The sequence below is a fragment of the Mesorhizobium sp. M0106 genome, from assembly GCF_040322715.1.
Taxonomy (GTDB): domain Bacteria; phylum Pseudomonadota; class Alphaproteobacteria; order Rhizobiales; family Rhizobiaceae; genus Mesorhizobium.
Genome location: NZ_JAMYUA010000045.1, coordinates 13,349 through 34,912, shown reverse-complemented (window position 1 = coordinate 34,912; position 21,564 = coordinate 13,349). Strand labels below are relative to the sequence as shown.

Genomic DNA, 21,564 nt, shown 5'->3' with positions numbered 1-21,564 from the left:
TGCCTTCAGAGATCATGGCCCGAATAAGAGCAGTTGAACGATTTGTTGCACAGCGGAAAGTCGGCAACGATGTTTCCTTCGATCGCCGCTTCAAGGAGCGGCCATTGAAACCATGACGGATCACGGAGGTGACAGCGCTCGACCAAGCCGCCCTTGCCAATGCGCAGCCAGGCCAGAATGTCGCCGCGGAAACCTTCGACGAGCGCCATGCCTTCATGCGATCGGTTTGTCTGCGCGAAATCGACGCGGATCGGTCCGTCTGGCAGTTGTCGCAGGACTTGTTCGATCAGGGACAGGCTCTGTTCGACCTCGTGGATACGAATCCATACACGGGCGTTCACATCGCCTTCCTGGAGGAGAGGTACATCGAAGGCGAGTTCGCCATAGGGTGGATAAGCGAGATTGCGTCGGGCATCGAAGTCCCGACCGGAGGCCCGGCCAACGTAGCCTCCGGCGCGATATTGACGAGCGAGTTCCACCTTCAGCCGGCCAGTTGCGACAGTCCGATCCTGCAGCGACGCCGTGTTGTCGTAGAGCTCGACCAGCGCGGGAAACCGTTGCCTGATCTCTGCGATCAGGGACCTGAGCGCTGTCGTGCCCTCATCGCTCAGGAAGCTTGCCACGCCTCCGGGCACGATGCAGTCGCGCATCAAACGATGACCGAAGGCAGCATCGCTTGCCCGCAATACGCGCTCGCGCAGCACCCCACAGTGGGCATGCATGAGCGCGAAGGCGGCATCATTGCAGATAGCGCCGATGTCGCCCAGATGATTGGCCAGGCGCTCCAACTCGGCCATGAGCGCTCGCAGCCAGACCGCGCGTGGGGGAACCTGGACACCCAGCGCCGCCTCGACCGCGCGGGCAAAAGCGAGGGAGTATGCCACGGTACTGTCGCCAGAGGTTCTGCCCGCCAATTTGGCTGCACGGTCGATGTCGGACCCCGCCATCAGGCCTTCTATACCCTTGTGCGCGTATCCGAGGCGCTGCTCCAGCCGGACGACCGTTTCACCGCTCGCCGTGAACCGGAAATGGCCCGGCTCGATGATGCCGGCATGCACGGGCCCGACCGGGATCTGATGCAGGCTCTCCCCCTCGGCAGGCAGGAAACTGTACGGGAAGGCTGTCGCAGCAGACGTCCGGACGCGGGTACTCAACGGATAGCTGACACCCCAATGGCCATGATCAAGCCACCGTCTCGTATCAGGCGCGCCTTGTGGCAGGAGCCCGAACAGGTCAGCAGCCGCACGTTCGAGCCGCAATGCGGGCGGATGCAGCCGGCCGACCGATGGGTAGCGGCCACTGGGGCATTCCAGGCTGACGACGCCGATGTCCCCGGCGCTTTCATCGAGAAGTGCCATGTGGACGGCGCCTGGCTCACCCCATAGGCCGAGCAAGCTCCAGTGGCCCTCGGCCAGTTGCTCGACGGCAAAGCCCCATTTTTTCGGAGTCACCACGGCGCGCGACCACGGGAAATGATTTTCGACACGTTGGCCAGCAAGGATGAGGTCGATCAGCGCGGGCATGCTCTTTCTCTCCTCTGCTCACCCCAGGATACTTGCGACGTGCTGGAACCATGTGACCAGCGGTGGCGGCAGATAGATGCCGGCGGCAAACACCAACGCCAAGTGGGAATACATCGGAATGTAGGACGCCTCGGCGGGTGCAGTGCTGCCGCGCGGTTCGCCGAAAGCGACGCCGGTCAGTCGAAGCAGCAGGGCGCCGAAAGCGAGCAGAATCCCGAAAACCAACGGCATCGCCAAAAGAGGGTGTCTTGCAAATGTCGAACTCACGACCAGGAATTCGCTCATGAAGATACCGAGCGGAGGGAGGCCGGCAATGGCAACTACGCCGATGACGAGCGCCCAGCCAAGGGCAGGATGTGTTTCCGTCAGTCCCCGGATTTCGGCGATGTTCTGTGTCCCCTTGACCTGGGCAATGTGGCCAACCGTGAAAAAGATCGCCGACTTGGTCAGGCTGTGCATGACCATGTGCAGCAGCCCGGCAAAATTGGCGAGCGGGCCTCCTATGCCGAAGGCGAACACGATGATGCCCATGTGCTCGATCGAGGAGTACGCGAACAGGCGTTTGATGTCGCGGCGGCGGTAGAGCATGAAGGCCGCGAAGACAAGCGACGTCAGTCCCATCGTGATCATCAATGGCCCAGGTGCGATCGCTTCCGGACTTGCCGCGAGCAATAGCTTGAAGCGCAGCACGGCATAGAGTGCGACGTTTAACAGCAAGCCCGACAGCACTGCGGAAATCGGCGTTGGACCCTCAGCATGCGCGTCTGGCAGCCAGGCATGCAAGGGCGCAAGGCCGACCTTCGTCCCGTAGCCGAGCAGCAGAAAGATGAAGGCGACATTGAGCAGAGCCGGATCGAAGCGCGCGGCGTTAGCGATGAGCACCGTCCAGACCATCGCATTCGTCCCCTCGCCAACAACCGGCTGTGCAGCCATGTAGACGAGGATGGTGCCGAACAGTGCGAGCGCGATGCCGACGCTGCCCAGAATGAAATATTTCCAGGCGGCCTCCAGCGCTTCGTGCGTGCGGTAGATGCCGACCATGAGCACGGTGGTCAGCGTGGCAAGCTCCACCGCCACCCACATCAAGCCAATATTGTTCGACACGAACGCCAGGTTCATGCCGAACATCATGACCTGGTACATTGCGTGATAAAACCGCAAGTTCGGGACTGTTAGCCGCCCGCTCTCCAGTTCGTGGGCAATGTAGGAAGCGCTGAAGACGCTGGTGGTGAAGCCGACGAATGTGTTGAGCACGATGAAGACGATATTGAGATCGTCGACGAGCAGATACTGCCCAGGCTGCGGGCGGTCGGTGACAAGAAGCGACAGTGCGGCGAGCAAGGTCAGCAAGCTCGCAGCGACATTGACGCCCGCCGATATCCGGTATTTCGGCAGCGCCGCCAGAAGTGCGGCCGCGAAGACCGGTATCAGCAAAATGGCGGCCACCGCATCGAGGGAAAACGCGGTCAACGGTGTTCTCCCCTGTAGTCGTCGAGCGCGCCGACATCCACCGAGTCGAACCTCTCGCGAATGCGGAACAGGAAGACTCCGATGACGATGAAGGCGATAAGGATCGAGAAGGCGACACTGATCTCGACGACCAGAGGCATGCCCTTGGCCCCCGTGGCGGCGAGGACCAGACCGTTCTCGAGCGACATGAATCCGACAACTTGGCTGACGGCGTTGCGGCGGGTGACCATCACCAGCAGCCCCAGCAAAATGATGGACAGCGCGAAAGCCAGGTCCTCGCGGGCGAGGGGATCAGCCTCGGGAGTGACGCGCAGCATCAGGACCATGGACAAGGTCACCAGGCCTATCCCCGCAAGCATCGTCGTACCGATGCCGACGGCGGTCTCGACGTCACGATGGATGCCGAGCCGCTGAATGATGCGATGAAGCCCGACAGGAATGACGATCGCCTTGAAGACGAGGGCGATCGCCGCCGTGACGTAGAGATGATGCGCGTCCTGAATGTATGCCTGCCAAGCTACGGACAGGGCCAGCACGATTGCATGAAGCGCAAAAACGTTGATCAGAGCAAAGAGGCGATCCTGATACAGCATCATGAAACTGACCAGCACCAGGCCGCCGGCGAGCAGGTGAGCGATGTCGAAGGTGAGGCCGTTCATCAGAGGCTCCGTGAGACGAACAGCAGGAGCGTGCCGAGCAGGGCCAGCATCAGCGCTGCCCCGAGGAAATCCGGGACGCGGAAGACGCGCATCTTGGCGATGGCAGTCTCAAACACGGCGAGGAGAACGCCACAGACGGCAAGCTTGCCGACATAGGCGACGACACCCGGAGCAAGGGATTCCAGTCCTGCCCCGGCGCTCGCCAGTCCCCAAGGTAGGAAGACGCAGGAAATCAGCGACACATAGAGCAGAAGCTTGAGGAAGGCGGCAAACTCGATCATCGCCAGATGGCGACCGGAATATTCCAGCACCATCGCCTCATGAACCATGGTGAGTTCCAGATGGGTCGATGGGTTGTCCACGGGTATGCGGGCGTTTTCGGCGATCGCCACCATCACGAGGGCGATGAGCGACATCCCGAGCGACACCCGCAAGCCAACCTCCGGTGACCCCATGAAGGCGGCGACCGTTGAGAGTTGCGTAGCACCCGCGACGAGCGCCAGGCTGAACACGATGAGCAGCATGGCGGGTTCGGCCAGCGAAGCGATCATCACCTCGCGGCTCGAGCCGATGCCGCCGAAGCTCGTGCCGACGTCCATGCCTGCCAGCGCCAGGAAGAACCGGGCGCTTCCCAGCAGTGCGACAATGGCTATGAGATCGGCGGTCCAACTGAATGTGAGGCCGGCGGCGAATGTCGGGATGAGCGCCGCGCCGACCCAGGTGGTGGCAAAGATCAGATAGGGCGTCACGCGAAACAGCCAGGATGCGTTGTCCGCCAGAACGACTTCCTTGCGCATCAGCCGCAAGAGATCGCGGTAAGGTTGGATCAGGGAAGGACCCTGGCGGCGCAAGAGCCGTGCCTTCACCTTGCGCACGAATCCGGTCAGGAGCGGCGCCAGCAAAAGCACCAGCGCCATCTGCGCGCCTTGAACGGCCAACTCGAGAATCACGGCCATAGTGCGAGCACCAGGAGCAGGACAATGAGAAAGAGAAAGACGAGGGTCAGGTAGCGCCTGATCGTCAGGAACTGCAGATGGTTGAGGTGGTCGGTCGCAAAGTCGAGGGTCCGGCCGATAGGCAGGTACAGCGTCTCCCAGATCACATCATGCATTTCGACATTCAGACGAGCCGGACCGGTCTCGCCAGGTGCCGGCATTTCGACGGTTTCCCTTGCACGGAATACGAACGTGCCGAAGACGCGGCGGATAGGCTGCGCGAAGCTGACGGCCGTGTACTGCGAGCTCGGGACCACATCCGGGAAGCCACAACCCCAGGCGGGACCCCGACGGAGTGCATGTGATGCAAAGCGATGGATCACATATGCCGCAGCGGATGCGGAAAAGGCGATGAACAGGAACACCAACAGGCCGTTGTAGGAACTGCGGCTCGCTGCAATCGGCACGATAGACAGCCAGGGCTGGGCCATCTGCACAGGCATCCGACTGCCGATCAGTGGCAGTGTCACCGATGAGAGGCCGTCTATCACAAGACCGGGCAGAATGCCGGCCAGGAGACAAAGGGCAGCGAGAATGAACATTGCCGCCAGCGAGTAGCGGTCGACCTCATGCGCCAGTTCCACCGCGGCCGAGCGTGGCCGGCCGAGGAATGTAATCCCGAACGCCTTTACAAAGCAGGCCGCGGCCAGTGCCGCTGACAGCGCCAGCAGACCGCCAACGGCGGGCACCATGACCTTCAGTCCCCATTGTGGCAAATCGGGGCTCTGCAATATGGCCTGAAAGGCCAGCCATTCGGAGACGAAGCCGTTGAAGGGTGGAAGTGCCGAGATCGCGACGCAACCGACGAGAAAGGCAAAACTTGTAAAGGGCATGCGGTGGATGAGACCGCCCAGCTTCTCCATATCCCGCTCTCCGGTTGCCGTCAGCACGGCGCCCGCGCCGAAAAACAGCAGGCTCTTGAAAAAGGAGTGGTTGAGGACGTGGAACAGCGCGGCGGTGAGGGCCAGCGCTGCAGCCGATGGCATGGCGTTCGCCTTGAAAGCGAGCGCGAGACCAAGGCTTACGAAGACGACGCCGATGTTTTCAATGGTGCTATAGGCAAGCAGTCGCTTCAGGTCCTTTTCCATCAGCGCGTAGAGGATGCCGAGAACCGCCGTCAGGCCGCCAAGGAAAAGCACGGCAACGCCCGACCACCATGCCGGCTCACCGAGCAGATCGAAAATAACGCGTATGAAGCCATAGACTGCGACCTTGGTCATCACGCCGCTCATGAGAGCCGAGACGTGGCTTGGCGCGGCCGGATGCGCGAGTGGCAGCCAAACGTGCAGCGGGACAAGTCCAGCCTTGGAGCCGGCGCCCAGCAGCATGAGAACCAGGACGAAAGCAGCGGCGAACGGGGTGGGGTCGGCGGCTCGCATCGCGTCGAATGTGTAGGTTCCATCGGATCCGGCGAGCAGGCCGAACGCAAGCAGCAGCGCGAGTGTGCCGAAGCTCGCCATCACGAGATAGATGTAGCCCGCCCGCGCATTGTCCTGCTCGCGATGGTGCGCCATGACAAGCGCCCAGGAGGCGAGCGACATGAATTCCCAAGAAAGCAGGAAAGTGAAGGCGTCGTCGGCCACCACGACAAGGTTCATTCCGGCTAGGAAAGCCGGGAAGAACGGCAGCACCCGATGCGGCGCAGACTCATGCCTGCCATAGCCGAGGCCATAAAGACTGGCCATGGAGCCGCCGAAGTTGACGACGATGAGGAAGAAAGTCGAGAGCGCATCCAAACGGAAATGAGCGCCAATCCATGGCAATCCAAGAGGCAACACCACAGTCGACGGGGTGACGGGATTGTCGGCGATGCGGCTCGCGAGAACCATGAGCACGGCCGCCGATATACCTAGCGTCAAGCCGTAGATCAGGCGTGTTCCCGAGTCCGATCTGCGGCTTTCCGCAATCGCAAGCACCGCAGTCCCCAGAAGCGCAGCAACGCCCCACAGGAGGACCGCGGCCGCCGAAATCACGCCACGCTCCTCGCGGGGAGTTTGGCATCCGTATCGACCCCGCCAAGGATTTTAGCGGGGTCAAAATCCGCTTTCAGTCGCACGCCGCGCCCGCCGATTTGGCTGGAGGCGCCTTCAGCGATCAATTCCACGCCGGCGAGGTCAAGTGCCCCGATCAGCTTCATGAGAGAATCGACGTTACCCCGAATAATCGACTCGCTGGCTTCCATGCGTTGAATTGTCGGCACGGAAAGACCGGACAATTCGGCAAGCCTGCGCTGGTCGATGCCAAGGAGCGCCCTGGCGGCACGCAACTGTGGAGCAGTTATCACGGTCGCATCCCCTTTTTGCTCAGCTTTGAGATGTTATCTCTACGTCTTGCAGCATATATTAAAATGGGGCGCATTCAATTAATGATGCGTGACGCATCTGTCTTGAGGCTGTAGAAAACCGGGCGATACGCCCTGCGCCTCGAACCAAAGCCATGCGGCCATTCCCGTCACGGCCAGTCTTGTCGCCAGCCATCTCGGATTGCGCGTGATGGGGCAATGGGCCTTATCTCGGCCGGCCATTCGATTGGAGCCGCCGCGGGCTACAGACCTTTTCAGGATCCGACCGGCACCTGGACCGTCAATGATGCTCGTGCCGGGCGGCCCGCCGAGATGGGCAGCCGAACCATCGTTGGAATGAACCAGCACGATCCCGAGGAACTCGCCGATCTCCTCAACGGGCTGAATGCACAAAGGCAATCTGTTTCTGCGGACGGAATTTCTGAAGAAAGCTTAGGAGAGCCACCGCTTCGATGGGATGTTGTCTCGAGGCTTGTACGGGAGTGCAATCTAGAGCACCGAAACGTCATGGCCCTCGCAGCTATCGGATCGCCCTGTCTTGAGAGAAGCGCCCTGCTGCAAAACCGGGTGTCAAAATTGCAAAATCGCGCGACCCGCTACAATGAGACGACTGGCACCGGTACATCTCTATGTATCTGATTTATCTTTAGGATTTGGTAGCGGGAGAGGGACTTGAACCCCCGACCCCAGGATTATGATTCCCGTGCTCTAACCAACTGAGCTACCCCGCCAGGGCGGCGAAGGCCCGAAATCCAGCTTAAATCGGCAGGCATATCGGCGCGTTCGCCAAGGTCGCGCGGATATAAGGTTGCGAGGCCAAGCCTGTCAAGCATCGAAGTGGCTGCCGCGCCGGCATATTGCTGGCGCCTAAAGCTTTGCCGGGCAGACATTTGGGCGCACAGGCCGGGGTTGAGTTCAGCGAGGCACGTCGCTATGTCTCGGCCACGAAAGCCATGGTCATGAATTGATGAAACCGCGCATTGCAGTCCTCGGTTGCGGATACTGGGGCAGCAACCACATCCGCACCCTAAAGGCGCTCGGCGCGCTGCATGCGGTTTCGGACGTCAACCCCGCGCGCGCGGAGGGTTTTGCCAGCGAGCAGGATTGCCTGGCGATAGAGCCGGAGGCGCTGTTTGCCCGCGACGATGTCGACGCCATTGTCATGGCGCTGCCGCCGCAGTTCCATGCCGACATGGCGGTGCGCGCCGTGCTCGGCGGCAAGGACGTGCTGGTGGAGAAGCCGATCGCGCTGACGGTGGCCGATGCCGAACGCTCGGTGCAGGCGGCCGCCGATAATGGCCGTGTCTTCATGGTCGGCCACGTGCTGCGCTTTCATCCCGCCTTCGAGACGCTGAAGGCGCTGATCGACAATGGCGAACTCGGCGAAGTCCGCTACATCCATTCGCATCGGCTCGGCCTCGGCAAGTTCCACACCGAAAACGACGCGCTATGGGATCTGGCGCCGCACGATCTGTCGATGATCCTGGCCATCACCGGCACCGAACCGGTCGAAGTGCGCGGCGAAGGCGCTGCTCTTCTCGACAATCTCAGCGACTTTGCGCATCTGCACATGCGCTTTCCCAACGGCCTGCGCGGCCATCTGTTCGCCTCGCGGCTCAACCCTTACCGCGAGCGGCGGCTGACCGTTGTCGGCACCAAGGCGATGGCGGTGTTCGACGATGTCGAGCCGTGGGAGCGCAAGCTTGCCGTCTATCGCCACGCGGTGTGGCAGGACAGCGGCCAATGGGCGTTCACCGCCAACGAGCCGTCCTATGTCGCGGTCGGTGAGGGCATGCCGCTGACGCGCGAGCTGGAGCATTTCATCCACTGCATCGAGACGCGGGCCGAACCGCGCACCAGCGGCGAGGAGGCCATCCGCGTGCTGCGCATCCTGACCGCCGGCACCGTCGCCCATACAAGGCCCGCCCATACAAGGCCCTAAGAGCCGTCTATTCGGCGGGAACCCGCGCCGGCTGGACGGCAAGCCGCGTCAGCATCGCCTCGGCCTCGGCGCCGCGCTCGGAGCGCTCGATGAAGCCGCCGCCGAACACGCGCGCCTCGTTGCCATCGTCGGAATAGAGCACGCAAGCCTGACCGGGCGCGATGCCGGATTCGCCGTCGACCAGTTCCACCGAAGTGACACCGGCGCGGTGATGCAGCACGGCCGGGCGCGGCGGCCGCGTCGAGCGCACCTTGGCGAAAAGCTCAAGCCCGGCCGCCGGGATAGCGGTCAGCGGGCCATCGCCCAGCCAGTTCATGTTGCGCAAGAAGATCTTGTGGGTCTCCAGCGCCTCGCGCGGGCCGACGACGACGCGGGCCCGGTCGGCGTCGAGATGAACGACGTAGAGCGGCTCGCCCGAGGCGATGCCGATGCCGCGGCGCTGACCGACGGTGTAGCGCAAAATGCCCTCGTGGCGGCCAAGCACGCGCCCGTCTATATGGACGATGTCGCCCGGATTGGCGGCAGCCGGCTTCAGCTTGGCGATGATGTCGGAATACTTGCCCTGCGGCACGAAGCAGATGTCCTGGCTGTCCTGCTTGGCCGCGACCGTCAGTCCCATCTCCTCGGCGATGGCGCGAACCTCAGGCTTCGACAGGCCGCCGAGCGGAAAACGCAGATAGTCGATCTGCGCCTGGGTGGTGGCGAACAGGAAGTAGCTCTGGTCGCGGTCGGCGTCGACCGGCCGGTAAAGCGAGCGGTGGGCGCCATTGGCGCCGGAACGGATGTAGTGGCCGGTCGCCAGCGCGTCGGCGCCGAGTTCCTTGGCGGTCGCAAGAAGGTCGGCGAATTTCACCGTCTGATTGCAGGAAACGCAAGGGATCGGCGTTTCGCCGGCGACATAGCTCTCGGCGAACGGGTCGATCACCGCCTTGCGGAAGCGCTCCTCGTAATCGAGGACGTAATGCGGGATGCCGAGCGTCTCGGAGACGCGGCGGGCATCATCGATGTCCTGGCCGGCGCAGCATGAGCCGGCCCGGTGCGTTGCCGCGCCGTGGTCATAAAGCTGCAGCGTGACGCCGACGACGTCGTAGCCCTCGCGCTTCAGGAGGCCGGCAACGACCGACGAATCGACACCGCCCGACATGGCGACGATGACGCGGGTGGTTTCGGGGCGTCCGGGAAGATCGAGGCTGTTCATGGTTCTTTCGTTCTGCGCGGCGCTTCAATGCCAATGGCCGGAATATAGGTCAAGCGTCTCGGCTGCGCCAGCTTTGCCGGGCCGGCTCATTTTTCCTGCCGGGTTCAATGCGCTTGCCGGCAGATGTTTCAAATGCCGATGAAAAGGCTAACGCCGCGTTCATGATCCTTACCTAACCATTAGGGTCTGCTTAGGCAAATTTTAAAGCTGTGGCGGTAATGTGGTGGGGATTGGGTCTTTGAGTTTTTTGTAGAGAGTACGATGACCGATCTAATTAGACCGCGAGTCAAATATGTTATCGGGCCAGACGGCAGCCCACTTACCATCGCCGATCTGCCGCCGACAAACACACGTCGCTGGGTTATCCGGCGCAAGGCGGAAGTGGTGGCGGCGGTGCGTGGCGGGCTTTTGAGCCTCGAAGAGGCATGCCAGCGCTACAAGCTCACCACCGAGGAATTCCTGTCCTGGCAAGCGTCGATCGACGAATACGGCCTTGCCGGCCTGCGCACCACGCGCATCCAGCAATACCGGCATTAGGCCGATAAGGGCGCTGATCAGCGCCCTTACGTTTGCGAGGGGCGACGATCTGCAATTTCAGACCGTCAGCACCACCTTGCCGATCGGCCTGGTGGCGAGAAAGGCATGGGCGGCACCGGCCTGTTCGAGCGGAAACGCCTTTGCCACGTGGACGGCCAGCTTTTTCGCGTCGATCAATTTGCCGAGCTCCACCAGAGCGGAACGGTCGGGCACTACGGACATGCGCTCGACGCGGATGCCTCGCGTCCTGGCCTTTGCCTTGGTGGCATCGCTGACATCGAGCAGCGACACCAGAACGCCGCCGGCCGTGAGCACTTTCAGTGATTGCTCCGCATGCACGCCGCCGAACGGGTCCAGAACCAGATCGATGTCGCGGGCCTTCCCGGTGAAATCATCCCTTGTGTAGTCGATCACCTCGTCGGCGCCGAGCGAGCGGACGAAATCGAGCTTTTCCGGGCTGGCGGTCGCGACGACGTAAGCGCCGTGCGCCTTGGCGATCTGCACCGCCAGATGGCCGACGCCGCCGGCTCCGGCGTGGATCAGCACGCGCTTGCCAGAATCGAGCCGGCCATGGCGGACAAGGCCTTGCCAGGCCGTCAGGCCGGCCAGCGGCAGCGCGGCGGCTTGCGCGTGATCTATGCCTTCAGGTTTCGGCGCAAGCTCATCAGCCGGGACAGCGGCGAGTTCGGCGTAGGCTGCCGCCTGTTTGGGAAAGCGCGTCATGCCGAACACGGCATCGCCGACCTTGAGGCCGGAGACGCCGGAGCCCAGCGCCTCGACAACTCCCGAAACGTCCCAGCCAAGGACAAAAGGCGGCTCGCCAAGCAGCGGATAGTGGCCGCCGCGCACCGCACCATCGACCGGATTGATGCCGGCCGCCTCGATGCGGACGAGCACTTCGCCGGCCTCGGGTGATGGCGCGGGGCGATCGGCAATGACGAGGACGTCGGGTCCGCCGAAGGAATTCTGGATAATGGCACGCATGGAAGGCTCTCCTGCTGGTTTTGATGTGCCACTATCATTTGGATAGTTACATTCTCTTGTCTAGTATGTACCTTTTTGATATATACGCACCTCATGGATAGTGAAGATGTTTCCCCTTTCGGCTATGACGCCTTTCGGCGGTCGTGCCCGTCACACGCCGTGCTCGAGACGCTCGCCAGCAAATGGGTCTACCTAGTGATCTGTGCGCTGCGCCGGGGCCGGCTCCGCAACGGCGAATTGGCGCGCAAGCTCGAAGGCATCACGCCGAAAATGCTGACGCAGACGCTGCGCATCCTGGAACGCGACGGGCTTGTGCGGCGCGAAATCTTCCCGGTCATTCCACCGCGTGTCGAATACGAGCTGACCGAACTTGGCCAGAACCTGGCAGGACTGCTCAATCAGATCAGAGCCTGGTCGGAGCAGCATGTGCCCGACATCAAAAATGCGCGCGCACGGGCGGCGGAACAGCAAGAAGATCTGGATGCCTGAGGCGGGCACAGTTCGGTGCGCAGCAATAGCGCGCAGGCGCGACGCGCGTTAAAGTCTTGTTTTCAGCCGATCATGGCGCTGCGGCCGCCGGCTTCCGTGTCGCGCGCCTTGGTGTCGCGCGATTCCAGCATCTCGGCCTTGGAAAGCTCCGCTTCGGCTTCGCTCAGCAATGATTCGGCGACATTTCGCTGCTGGGCGAGGTCGCTTTGCGAATTTCTAAGGTTGTCGCGGCGTAGCCGTGCCGCCTTGGCGAAGGTCGGATAAGCAAAGTGATTGATGTCGGTGATGCCGGCCTTCTTCTCTTCGGCAGCGATCTGAAGTTCCAGCTCGACGGCCATGCGCTCGAATTCGGCGATCATCATGTCGAGCTGCAGCAGCTGCCGCCGCTTCTCGCTCACCTGAAATTGCTTCAGCCGAACGAGGTTTTCACGTGACTTCATGATTCGGTACTCCCGGAAACGCACACCTGCACATATCGTCCAATTCACCCGGCAAGGCCCAGGCTTGACCCGTTTCCACCGGCTTTCCCCGAACTATGGGAAACAAACTCCTAAAGTTTTTTGCCGGCGGTAACCATTCGTTTACGGGCATTGTTAATCATACGGCTCAGGACTTAAGGGCGGGTAAAAATTCTGCTTCTCGTCGGGAAACCCGGCCAACGAGTCCGAAGAGTCACTTAGTCTGGCTTATTAATGTGCTGCATTAACGGTTTGGGTCTGTGATTCGTTATTGGATTCAACAAGGTGTAGAAAGGGGTTAAAAAATCTGATACCGTCATCGACGGGGAATTAGGTTTTATTAACCATTCGATGGCAGCCTCTGCTCAGGCAATCACTGCTCCGGTCCTGGACGGGTCGTGAAATGGTCCGGCAGCAGAAAAGGGGAATGAAATGCGCGTTCTGCTGATAGAAGACGACAGTGCAACCGCACAAAGCATCGAGCTGATGCTGAAATCGGAAAGTTTCAATGTCTATACGACCGACCTTGGCGAAGAGGGCGTCGATCTAGGCAAGCTTTACGATTACGACATCATCCTCCTCGACCTCAATCTCCCCGACATGTCGGGCTATGAAGTTTTGAGAACACTTCGCCTGTCCAAGGTGAAGACGCCGATCCTCATCCTCTCCGGCATGGCCGGCATCGAGGACAAGGTGCGCGGCCTCGGCTTCGGCGCCGACGATTACATGACCAAGCCCTTTCACAAGGACGAACTGGTCGCCCGCATCCATGCCATCGTGCGGCGTTCCAAGGGCCACGCCCAGTCGGTCATCACCACCGGCGACCTGGTGGTCAATCTCGATGCCAAGACCGTTGAGGTCGGTGGCCAGCGCGTGCATCTGACCGGCAAGGAATATCAGATGCTGGAACTGCTCTCGCTGCGCAAGGGCACCACCCTGACCAAGGAAATGTTCCTCAACCATCTCTATGGCGGCATGGATGAGCCGGAGCTGAAGATCATCGACGTCTTCATCTGCAAGCTGCGCAAGAAGCTTGACGCCGCGTCTGGCGGGCAGAATTACATCGAGACCGTCTGGGGCCGCGGCTATGTGCTGCGTGAGCCCGAAGATATCCGCGTCAGCGCCTGAACTAGGGGCGTGATCCAAAGGTGGGCGCCGGTTTTTTCGGAAAAGAACCCGGCAAAACAACAGGATAGAGCCGATCCGATTTTCGTCGGAATGGAACAGCTCTGATCAGGCGGCAATCTTCAAGGCGCGGAAGCACTCGAGCAGTTGCGGCCGGTTGAACGGCTTCAGCAGGTAGCCCTGGGCGCCGGCGCGCTTTGCCCGCATGATCGCCCCGACATCGACCTCGACCAGCGAAATCAAAACCTGCGGCAATACCGGGCTTTCCATGGCGCGCAGGCGGCGGATGAGGTCCTGCGCCTGCATGTCCGGCAAGGCGCCGTCGACGACGATGATATCAGGCATGTCGGCCGCGCACATCTCGATCGCCTCGTGGCCGCTGGCGGCTTCGATCACCATCATGCCGGAACCGCCCAGGATACGCCTTGCGACCTTCCTGATGACGCTCGAATTGTCGACGAACATGCAGCGTTTCATTCCGGGACCCTCTTTGCCATGCGGCGAACCGGCAGCGTCGTGGCATCTGCCGGGGAACATAGGCCGATCTGGTAAAGAAGCCGAAAAGCCGTTAGGTAAAATTTTCCTGAAGGTGTTTTAAGTGAAATCTTCTTTCGCAATGCTTCACGCAATCAATCCGCAAGCCCGCCCCGCAGATGTTAGGACAACGCCGCAAATATGACTTGAGAAAAATACTTTCCCCACTCTTTAGGAGAACTTCAGGCTGCGGAAAGGACGATCTCGTCGGCGGTCGCATGGATCGAAATCGTCATGTTGGCTTCGCGGGCCAGGAGCAGCGTGTAATAGGGCTGCACCGAATGCGCGTCGATCGGCTCTTCCGGCCTGTGGCCGGAATGCAATTCCAGGAATTTGGGCGGCACGCGGAGCATCGGGCCGCTCGCCGCGAGCGCAAAGCGCGGCTCGGTCTCGAGGTTCTCCAGCGTGACCACCAGCCTGCCGCCGCGCGGAATGGCGGCGTTAGCGACGAGGATGAGATTGAGCAGCAGCTTGACCTTGTTCTTGGGCAACAGTGCGCGGGTTCCGTTCCAGATCAGTTCCGGCTTCTCGTTCTTCAGGAAGGCGATGGCCACGGCCTCGGCGTCCCCGGTGTCGATCAGCATGCCGGCGGAACCGGCGGCACCGAAGGCGATGCGGGCGAATTGCAGGCGGGCGGAGGCGTTTTTGGCGCTTTGGCGGATCAGCTTCATGGCGTCTTCGTCGGCGCCGCCTTCGTCGAGCAGCTCAAGCCCGTTGTTTATGGCACCGACCGGCGAAATGATGTCGTGGCAGACCCGGCTGCACAGCAGCGCTGCCAGATCGGGTGCGGAAAGGGTGAAAAGCTCGGCCATCGGCAAAAATCCCTGCAAATTTCACAACACAATGACCGGGCGATCATGATCACGCCTGTCCACACGAATCACGCTCTCTCCCAAGCATTCTGAATACACAGCGCTTGTGCGTGCAGCAACAAATCCGAAATCATGATTGTCGAAAATGGCGTGTTCACGCAGCAGGGTGCTGCACGGGCGATGTGAAAACAGCCTTCGAACCGCCATCTTCATGTGGGAGTTTAATGGTTGAAAAAGGATTACGGCATAGTTTGCCCCTAACAGTCATCCTTAACGGCCGCCAAAGAGCCGTACGGGTGCGAGGCGTCGGCGAAAGTGCTCCCTGACGGAGATTGGAAGCATGGTTTCCCGATTCTACGACCGGACTTTTTTCCGAGTCATCTCAATGACGATTGCGCTCATCGGCCTTGTCGCCTTTTCGGCATCGGCCGCGCGGGCGCAGGAATACACCGCGCAGGAGATCGTCGATTCCGGTCATAAATTCTTCGGCGCGACGTCGGGCGGGCTCGCCACCGTCGTCGAGAAGATTTTCGCCACCTATGGCCTGCCGAACGGCTATCTGCTCGGCGAAGAGGGGTCCGGGGCGCTGATCGGTGGCCTGACCTATGGCGAAGGCACGCTCTACACCAAGAATGCCGGCGACCACAAAGTGTTCTGGCAAGGCCCTTCGCTCGGCTGGGATTTCGGCGGCGAGGGCTCGCGCGTCATGATGCTGGTCTACAATCTCGACGATGTGAGCAGCCTCTATAATCGTTTTGGCGGCGTCGCCGGCTCCGCCTATGTCGTCGCCGGCGTCGGCTTCAACGTGCTGAAGAACAACAATGTGCTGCTCGTGCCGATCCGTACCGGCGTCGGCGCTCGTCTCGGCGTCAATCTCGGCTACCTCAAGCTCACCCAGCGCGCGACCTGGAATCCGTTCTGACCTGCATGATGGCGCCACTGCGATTGGAGCTGTGATCCCACGGTCTGAGCTTTGCCGCAGCATACTCTTGCCGTGGCGCCGGATTTCCGTCATGCGAAGATGGCAAAGTCGACCTTTGGCGGTTGCCATGCACAACGGATAGTCATCTTGGTCCAGTCGATCCTGTTCTTTGTTCTCGGCTTTCTCTGCGCCGGCTTTCTGGCGCTGATGATTGCTCCGGCCGTGTGGCGGCGGGCGGTGGCGCTGACGCGCAAGCGCGTCGAGGGCTCGATGCCGTTGACGCTGGCCGAGATTCAGGCGGACAAGGATCGCGTCCGCGCCGAGTTCGCCGTTTCGGTGCGCCGGCTTGAAATGACCGTCAAATCATTGCGCGAGAAGGCCGCCGAGCAGCTGGTCGAGATCGGCCGCGACCGCGAAGCCCTGAAGGAATTGGCGGCCGAGCGACAGGACAAGAACCGGGTCGTCGCCGATCTTACAGCCAGGGGCGAGGAGCTTCGCAAGCGCGATGAGCAGCTGCAGCAGCTGTCGGAACGGCTTGCGGAGACCGAGCGCGCCCTCGAAAAGCGCGGGCTCGAACTGCGGAAACTGGAGCACATGTATGACGACGCCAGTTTTTCATCCAGCAGCCGGCAGATCGAACTGGTGGCGCGCGAATCCGAGCTGCAGAAGTTGGCAAGCGACATTTCGCTGCTGCGCGGCCAGCGCAAGGAGACGGACAGGCGCTGCCAGGAATTGGCAGCCGAAAGCAAGGTTTTGCGGGACGCGTTGAAGGCCGAGAAGAAAAGAACCGGCGACCTGGAAAAGAAGGTCGAACGCCTGCTCGCCTCGCTAGCCGATCGCGAGGACAGGCTGGAGCGCCGCGAGAAGGAACTGGTGCGCCTTCGCGAAAAGCCGAAAGGCGCTGAAAGGACGCTTGCGGTGGGTCTTGCCGGCGTGCCAGGCAGTCAGGTCAATGTGGCCGCCAACGGTGACATCGAAAAGACAACCGCCAAGCTCGACGCCGACCGCGAGCGGCTGGAGGCCAGGCTGACGTCGCTGGCACGCGAAAACAGACGGCTGAAGACAGATCTTGCTGCCGTCGAAACGCCGAAATCACAGGCCGGAGACGATACCGGCAGCGCCAGCGCCGCATTGCGCGAAGAGATGAACGATCTGGCGGCGCAAGTCGTGGCCTTGACGGCAAAGCTCGACGGGCCGGATTCGCCGATCGCCCAGGCGCTTGCAGCGCCTGAGGATACGCGGCAGGGGAGCGGCGGACGCAGCCTTGCCGATCGGGTGCGGGCGCTGCAGAAGGCCGCTTCGACCGACTGAGATTCCGCAAGCGCGAGCGGGACGCCCCGGCTCTAAATTAGGCTCCGGAAAAATGATGCAGCGCGATAGCTGACGCGGCGGCGACGTTCAGGCTGTCGAAACCCTGCGCCATACCGATCCGCAGCGTCTGCAGGCGGGCAAGCAGGCTTTCCGGCAGGCCTTCGCCCTCGGTGCCGAGATAGACCGCCAGCCGGCCGTTTCTCTTGGCATCGCGAATGTCGATCTGCCCGCGCGGCGACAAGGCGAATTGGCTGAAGCCTTGCCGGTCGAGCATTGCGGTGCAGCCGGCGGTATCGGCAAAGCAGGCGAAGGGGACTTTCAAGGCGGCGCCCACCGAGACGCGGATTGCCTTGCGGTACAGCGGATCGCAGCAGGTCGGATCGAGAAGCACGGCATCCGCGCCAAAGGCGGCGGCATTGCGGAAGATCGATCCCATATTGTCATGATTGGCGATGCCGACCAGCACCACGATCAGCGCGCGGGCGGGCAGTGCGCCGAGCAAAGCTTCAGCGGAGACGGCCGCGCCCTTGCGGCCGATCGCCAATATGCCGCGATGCATGTGGAATCCGGCAATCCTGTCCATGACTTCGCCGGATGCGACATAGATCGGAAGCCCGGCAGGCGCCTTGCGCAGGACGTCATCGAGGCCGGCCAGCCGGTTCTCGAGCACCAGCACCGATTCTGCCTCGAAGCGACGGGCGGCAAGCAGCGTGTCGAGCACCACCTTGCCTTCGGCGACGAAACGGCCCTGCCGGCCGGCAAGATCGCGTTCCCGGATGTCGAGATAGGCGGCGACGCGAGGATCCTGCGGGTCGTCTATGCGGATCGGATTCATGGCTTCCTCGGCGGACCCTGGCGTCGGCCGCGAATCGGGATTCGGATTCGGAAGGCATGATGCCGGATCCGAAGCTCTGACCGTATCTCAGCGTCCAAATGGATGCACGCCGTTCTAACGGTCAAATCCAATCACTAGGCGCCGGGCGGAGACGCCCTGCCTGGCCTCCTGGCGGCACGGCGATATTTGATTTCCGCGGCACGGCTCTTCGGCCAAGCCGCTTCAATGCAGAATCTCGATGGGCGAAGGAACCACACAGGGCCATGCCGCGTCATAGAGGCGGGCTCCTGCTGCGGTCCTGGGAGGACATCGATGATCAGGCTCCTCCTCGTCTTTGCCGCCACGCTTGCCCTCGCATGCGGCGTGGCTCGCGCGGCCAAGCTCGATCCAGCCACCGTCAATCAGGCCCAATTCACTATCGGCGAACCGAAGGGTGTCGATCCGATGCTGCTGAAGGCGCAGATCCTTCTGGATCGCGCCCGCTTCTCGCCGGGCCTCATCGACGGTCGCCTTTCCCAGAACTTCGCCAAGGCCGTCGCCGCGTTTCAGGCGGCAAACGGACTTCCGCCCGATGGCAAGCTCAGTCCACAAACCTGGAGCAAACTCATCGCAACCTCCGCCAAGCCGGTGCTGGTGACCTATGAGGTGATGCGCAAGGATGTGCGCGGACCTTTCACCAGGCGTATTCCGGCTCGCTTGGAGAGGATGGCCCGCTTGCGGCGGCTCGGCTATCGCAATGCGGTGGAGAGGTTGGCTGAGCGCTTCCACGTCAGCGAACAATTGCTGCGAATGCTCAATCCGGGCACCAGCCTCAGGAAACCAGGCAGGACGTTGGTGGTGCCTGATGTCAGCAGGGGCGACCCTCCCGCCGGCGTTGCCGTCGTCGAGGTCGACAAGGGCGCCCGCCTGGTGCGTGTGCTCGACCGTGCCGGCAAATGGCTGGCGGTCTACCCCGCCTCGATTGGGAGCGAGGAGAAGCCGGCGCCAAGCGGCATGGCGGAGGTCAGGCGCGTGGTGCACAACCCTACCTATCACTACGATCCGGACTTCGCTTTCAAGGGGGTCAAGACCAAGCGGCCCTTCACCATCGCTGCCGGGCCGAACAATCCCGTGGGATCGGTCTGGATCGATCTCTCCATCGAAAGCTACGGCATCCACGGCACGCCCGAACCAAGCAAGATCGGCACGACCTTTTCGCATGGCTGCATCCGGTTGACCAATTGGGATGCCGAAGACCTTGCCTCCATGGTGCAGCCGGGCACGAAGGTCGAGTTCAAGGACGAGATTGCGCAGGCCGCCGACGAGCGCGTTCAATAGCAAGGCTGACTTGGCAGCAAAGCGGACTTGGCAGCAAAGCGGACTTGGTAGCAAAGCGGATTTGGCGGGGGCATTCTCCGCCTCGGCCGCTCAGGTCCCGGCGCGACGCAGCCGGTGAGCCATCTGCGACAGTTCACCTTCGCCGAAAATGCCGTCCAGCATGTGCAGCAATTCGCGCACCGCCGCGGACTTGCAGGAATAATAGATCATTTGCCGGTCGCGGCGGGTCTCGACAAGGTCGGAAGCCCTGAGCTTGGCTAGATGCTGTGACAGGGCGGATTGGCTGAGCGACACCTTCTCGGCTATGGCGCCGACCGACATCTCGCCCTCGGCCAGATAGCTCATGATCAACAAACGTTTTTCGTTGCCCATCAGCGTCAGAAACGCAGCCGCGGTTCCGGCGTTGGCGACTAGTTTGTTCGAGACCATAGATCCCCCATGCCTTCTTGCTCATCCGCCGCTATGGGGGCAATAGCGTCGGATTCCATAGACTTTCCCTATAGATGCACGCCAGCGATTCAGCGTCACTCGCAAAGGTAGAACATTTCGCTCAAATCTCAAGGCTTGCTTTCCATGCAAGCCGATTAACCGTGCGGCTGTGATTAATTTGCCGATCGGGCAGCCTTTGCCATGTCGATCAGGACAGGCCTGAGGTCGCGCGCCGCTCTCAGCGGCTCGGGGAAGAAAACCCGACAGACATTGTCGCCCGATACGAGATCCATCCCGTCGGCGTCGAACCCGGTGACGATCCAGCCGTCACTCTCGGCCCCGCCGAAATGACTTGCGTAGAGGGCAATCGCATCGAGATGGTCGGCGTTCATGTGGTCGAGCGCCGATTGCTCCCCGGCGGCAAGCTCTTCGACGATCGCTCCCGTCGCGACCAGATCGGTGCGGTCGAGCAGATAGGCCTTGCCGAAGCCGCCGTTCAGGCTGGCGCGCTCCGGTTCGAGCCGGAAGATCGAGAAGTCGCCGAGCCCGGCATAGAGTTTTGCCTTGGGGTTGCGGTTGAGGTAGCGCCGCTCGGCGCGGGCGTGTTCGTTCGATCCGCGTTCGAGCCGCACGGCGCGGCAGACGAGCGTCAATCGCGGATGCGCCAGCGGATCGCCCTTGCCGGGTTCGCCGACGAGCAACGAGCAGCGCGGGTCGGCAAGGATGGCGCCGGTATGGGCGGACAGCATCGATACCAGGATCAACGGCGTGCCGTCGATGTCTGTGGCGACGCCGACTCGGCTGGCCAGCGGCGAACCGGTTCCTGGTTCGAGCACTGCCAACGCGCCGAAACGGGCGCTGCGGATCAGCTTCTTTGCCAGCCTGATCGCCTCGGTATCGGTCGCGCGGATCACGTCTTTCCTGGGTTCGTCCAAGGCATCACCGTCGCATTTATTTCGGCGCCATGCGGATGGCGCCGTCGAGGCGAATGGTCTCGCCGTTGAGCATCTGGTTCTCGATGATGTGCAAGGCAAGTGCCGCGTATTCCGAAGGCTCGCCCAAACGGGAAGGGAAGGGCACCGCGGCAGCGAGCGAATCCTGCACCTCCTGCGGCATGCCGGCCATCATCGGCGTCCTGAAGATGCCGGGTGCGATGGTGCAGACGCGAATGCCGGAGCGGGCGAGATCGCGCGCCACCGGCAGCGTCATACCGACGACACCGGCCTTGGAGGCGGAATAGGCGGCCTGGCCGATCTGGCCGTCATAGGCCGCGGCCGACGCGGTGTTGACGATGACACCGCGCTCGCCGCCCTGCAGCGGTTCGAGCCTGGCGGTCCGGTCGGCGACCAGGCGGATCATGTTGAAGGTGCCGATCAGATTGACCTCGATCACCTTGCGGTATTGATCGAGCGGATGCGGTCCGTCCTTGCCGATCGTCTTCATGCCGATAACGATGCCGGCGCAATTGACCAGGATGCGCGGTGCGCCGAGCGTCTCTGCCGCTTCCGCGACTGCGGCGGCACCGCTCGCGGCGTCGCTCATATCGCATCGGACGGCGATGCCGCCGATGTCAGCCGCCACCTTGGCCGCACGCTCGATACCGAGATCGAGGACGGCAACCCTGGCGCCGCCGGCGGCAAGAGCGCGCGCCGTCGCCTCGCCAAGGCCGGAGCCGCCGCCGGTGACGATCGCAATCTGGCCGTTCGGGTTCATCTCGACGTC

At 61.9% G+C, this 21,564-nt stretch carries 23 protein-coding genes and 1 tRNA gene; 8 read left to right on the top strand and 16 right to left on the bottom strand.

Annotated elements, in window-relative coordinates:
* Positions 1–5: 5 nt before the first annotated feature.
* Genes NKJ55_RS29350 through NKJ55_RS29325 form a run of 6 tightly spaced genes read right to left on the bottom strand, consistent with a single transcriptional unit; the run spans position 6 to position 6,931 of the window.
* Complete coding sequence (locus tag NKJ55_RS29350) at positions 6–1,523, bottom strand: hydrogenase large subunit (protein ID WP_352452926.1); 1,518 nt, start codon at positions 1,521–1,523, stop codon at positions 6–8.
* A gap of 18 nt (positions 1,524–1,541) precedes the next feature.
* Positions 1,542–2,993 (bottom strand): hydrogenase 4 subunit F, encoded by a 1,452-nt coding sequence (locus NKJ55_RS29345; protein WP_352452925.1) that lies wholly within the window; start codon positions 2,991–2,993, stop codon positions 1,542–1,544.
* Positions 2,990–3,652 carry a hydrogenase-4 component E gene (locus NKJ55_RS29340; RefSeq protein ID WP_023675519.1) on the bottom strand — a complete coding sequence of 221 codons (663 nt, stop codon included), beginning with the start codon at positions 3,650–3,652 and terminating at the stop codon, positions 2,990–2,992. The genes NKJ55_RS29345 and NKJ55_RS29340 overlap by 4 nt, the downstream gene beginning before the upstream one ends.
* Complete coding sequence (locus tag NKJ55_RS29335) at positions 3,652–4,608, bottom strand: respiratory chain complex I subunit 1 family protein (RefSeq protein WP_023675520.1); 957 nt, start codon at positions 4,606–4,608, stop codon at positions 3,652–3,654. The genes NKJ55_RS29340 and NKJ55_RS29335 overlap by 1 nt, the downstream gene beginning before the upstream one ends.
* Positions 4,599–6,620, bottom strand: coding sequence for a hydrogenase 4 subunit B (gene hyfB, locus NKJ55_RS29330; RefSeq protein WP_502904526.1), 2,022 nt, complete (start codon positions 6,618–6,620; stop codon positions 4,599–4,601). Before hyfB ends, NKJ55_RS29335 begins: the two co-directional genes overlap by 10 nt.
* Positions 6,617–6,931, bottom strand: a complete 315-nt coding sequence (locus NKJ55_RS29325) for a helix-turn-helix domain-containing protein (RefSeq protein WP_352452924.1) — start codon at positions 6,929–6,931, stop codon at positions 6,617–6,619. The genes hyfB and NKJ55_RS29325 overlap by 4 nt, the downstream gene beginning before the upstream one ends.
* Positions 6,932–7,147: 216 nt before the next feature.
* Between NKJ55_RS29325 and NKJ55_RS29320 the strand changes: the two genes are divergently transcribed.
* A complete protein-coding gene (locus NKJ55_RS29320) occupies positions 7,148–7,588 on the top strand; it encodes a hypothetical protein (RefSeq protein ID WP_352452923.1) in 441 nt (146 codons plus the stop codon).
* Positions 7,589–7,603: 15 nt separating this feature from the next.
* Here the strand turns inward: NKJ55_RS29320 and NKJ55_RS29315 are convergent.
* Positions 7,604–7,680, bottom strand: a tRNA-Met gene (locus NKJ55_RS29315).
* A gap of 236 nt (positions 7,681–7,916) precedes the next feature.
* Here NKJ55_RS29315 and NKJ55_RS29310 point away from each other — a divergent pair.
* Positions 7,917–8,891, top strand: a complete 975-nt coding sequence (locus NKJ55_RS29310) for a Gfo/Idh/MocA family protein (protein WP_352452922.1) — start codon at positions 7,917–7,919, stop codon at positions 8,889–8,891.
* Positions 8,892–8,898: 7 nt separating this feature from the next.
* Here the strand turns inward: NKJ55_RS29310 and mnmA are convergent, their stop codons facing one another.
* Positions 8,899–10,089, bottom strand: coding sequence for a tRNA 2-thiouridine(34) synthase MnmA (mnmA, locus tag NKJ55_RS29305; RefSeq protein WP_352452921.1), 1,191 nt, complete (start codon positions 10,087–10,089; stop codon positions 8,899–8,901).
* 261 nt (positions 10,090–10,350) lie between these two features.
* Between mnmA and sciP the strand changes: the two genes are divergently transcribed.
* On the top strand, positions 10,351–10,626 hold the full coding sequence (gene sciP / locus NKJ55_RS29300; RefSeq protein ID WP_023679563.1) for a CtrA inhibitor SciP: 276 nt from the start codon (positions 10,351–10,353) through the stop codon (positions 10,624–10,626).
* Positions 10,627–10,683: 57 nt separating this feature from the next.
* Here sciP and NKJ55_RS29295 read toward each other — a convergent pair whose 3' ends face one another.
* Entirely contained in the window at positions 10,684–11,610 is a 927-nt protein-coding gene (locus NKJ55_RS29295) for an NADP-dependent oxidoreductase (RefSeq protein ID WP_352452920.1), read from the bottom strand.
* A gap of 93 nt (positions 11,611–11,703) precedes the next feature.
* On the opposite strand from NKJ55_RS29295, the gene NKJ55_RS29290 reads away from it, so the two are divergent.
* Entirely contained in the window at positions 11,704–12,099 is a 396-nt protein-coding gene (locus NKJ55_RS29290; protein WP_352452919.1) for a winged helix-turn-helix transcriptional regulator, read from the top strand.
* Between the two features lie 62 nt (positions 12,100–12,161).
* Here NKJ55_RS29290 and NKJ55_RS29285 read toward each other — a convergent pair whose 3' ends face one another.
* On the bottom strand, positions 12,162–12,539 hold the full coding sequence (locus NKJ55_RS29285) for a flagellar export protein FliJ (RefSeq protein WP_023719275.1): 378 nt from the start codon (positions 12,537–12,539) through the stop codon (positions 12,162–12,164).
* Between the two features lie 450 nt (positions 12,540–12,989).
* Here NKJ55_RS29285 and ctrA point away from each other — a divergent pair, with 450 nt between their 5' ends.
* Positions 12,990–13,685, top strand: coding sequence for a response regulator transcription factor CtrA (gene ctrA, locus NKJ55_RS29280; RefSeq protein WP_006203583.1), 696 nt, complete (start codon positions 12,990–12,992; stop codon positions 13,683–13,685).
* 105 nt (positions 13,686–13,790) lie between these two features.
* On the opposite strand, the gene NKJ55_RS29275 is transcribed toward ctrA, so the two are convergent.
* The gene (locus NKJ55_RS29275; protein ID WP_352452918.1) at positions 13,791–14,159 is read right to left on the bottom strand and encodes a response regulator; all 369 of its coding nucleotides are present in this window, start codon (positions 14,157–14,159) and stop codon (positions 13,791–13,793) included.
* 239 nt (positions 14,160–14,398) lie between these two features.
* Entirely contained in the window at positions 14,399–15,028 is a 630-nt protein-coding gene (gene chpT, locus NKJ55_RS29270; protein WP_352452917.1) for a histidine phosphotransferase ChpT, read from the bottom strand.
* Between the two features lie 340 nt (positions 15,029–15,368).
* On the opposite strand from chpT, the gene NKJ55_RS29265 reads away from it, so the two are divergent.
* The gene (locus tag NKJ55_RS29265; RefSeq protein ID WP_023679557.1) at positions 15,369–15,950 is read left to right on the top strand and encodes a DUF1134 domain-containing protein; all 582 of its coding nucleotides are present in this window, start codon (positions 15,369–15,371) and stop codon (positions 15,948–15,950) included.
* A 147-nt stretch (positions 15,951–16,097) separates the two neighbouring features.
* On the top strand, positions 16,098–17,261 hold the full coding sequence (locus NKJ55_RS29260; protein WP_352452916.1) for a coiled-coil domain-containing protein: 1,164 nt from the start codon (positions 16,098–16,100) through the stop codon (positions 17,259–17,261).
* Positions 17,262–17,298: 37 nt separating this feature from the next.
* On the opposite strand, the gene NKJ55_RS29255 is transcribed toward NKJ55_RS29260, so the two are convergent.
* Entirely contained in the window at positions 17,299–18,096 is a 798-nt protein-coding gene (locus NKJ55_RS29255; RefSeq protein ID WP_352452915.1) for a TrmH family RNA methyltransferase, read from the bottom strand.
* 312 nt (positions 18,097–18,408) lie between these two features.
* On the opposite strand from NKJ55_RS29255, the gene NKJ55_RS29250 reads away from it, so the two are divergent.
* A complete protein-coding gene (locus tag NKJ55_RS29250) occupies positions 18,409–19,413 on the top strand; it encodes a L,D-transpeptidase (protein WP_352452914.1) in 1,005 nt (334 codons plus the stop codon).
* Positions 19,414–19,503: 90 nt separating this feature from the next.
* Here the strand turns inward: NKJ55_RS29250 and NKJ55_RS29245 are convergent, their stop codons facing one another.
* From NKJ55_RS29245 to NKJ55_RS29235, 3 genes are all read right to left on the bottom strand, one after another.
* On the bottom strand, positions 19,504–19,842 hold the full coding sequence (locus NKJ55_RS29245; RefSeq protein ID WP_023679553.1) for an ArsR/SmtB family transcription factor: 339 nt from the start codon (positions 19,840–19,842) through the stop codon (positions 19,504–19,506).
* A gap of 173 nt (positions 19,843–20,015) precedes the next feature.
* Entirely contained in the window at positions 20,016–20,777 is a 762-nt protein-coding gene (locus tag NKJ55_RS29240) for a HugZ family pyridoxamine 5'-phosphate oxidase (RefSeq protein WP_352452913.1), read from the bottom strand.
* A gap of 16 nt (positions 20,778–20,793) precedes the next feature.
* Positions 20,794–21,555: an SDR family NAD(P)-dependent oxidoreductase gene (locus NKJ55_RS29235; protein WP_352452912.1), complete on the bottom strand. Its 762-nt coding sequence runs from the start codon at positions 21,553–21,555 to the stop codon at positions 20,794–20,796.
* Between the last annotated feature and the right edge of the window lie 9 nt (positions 21,556–21,564).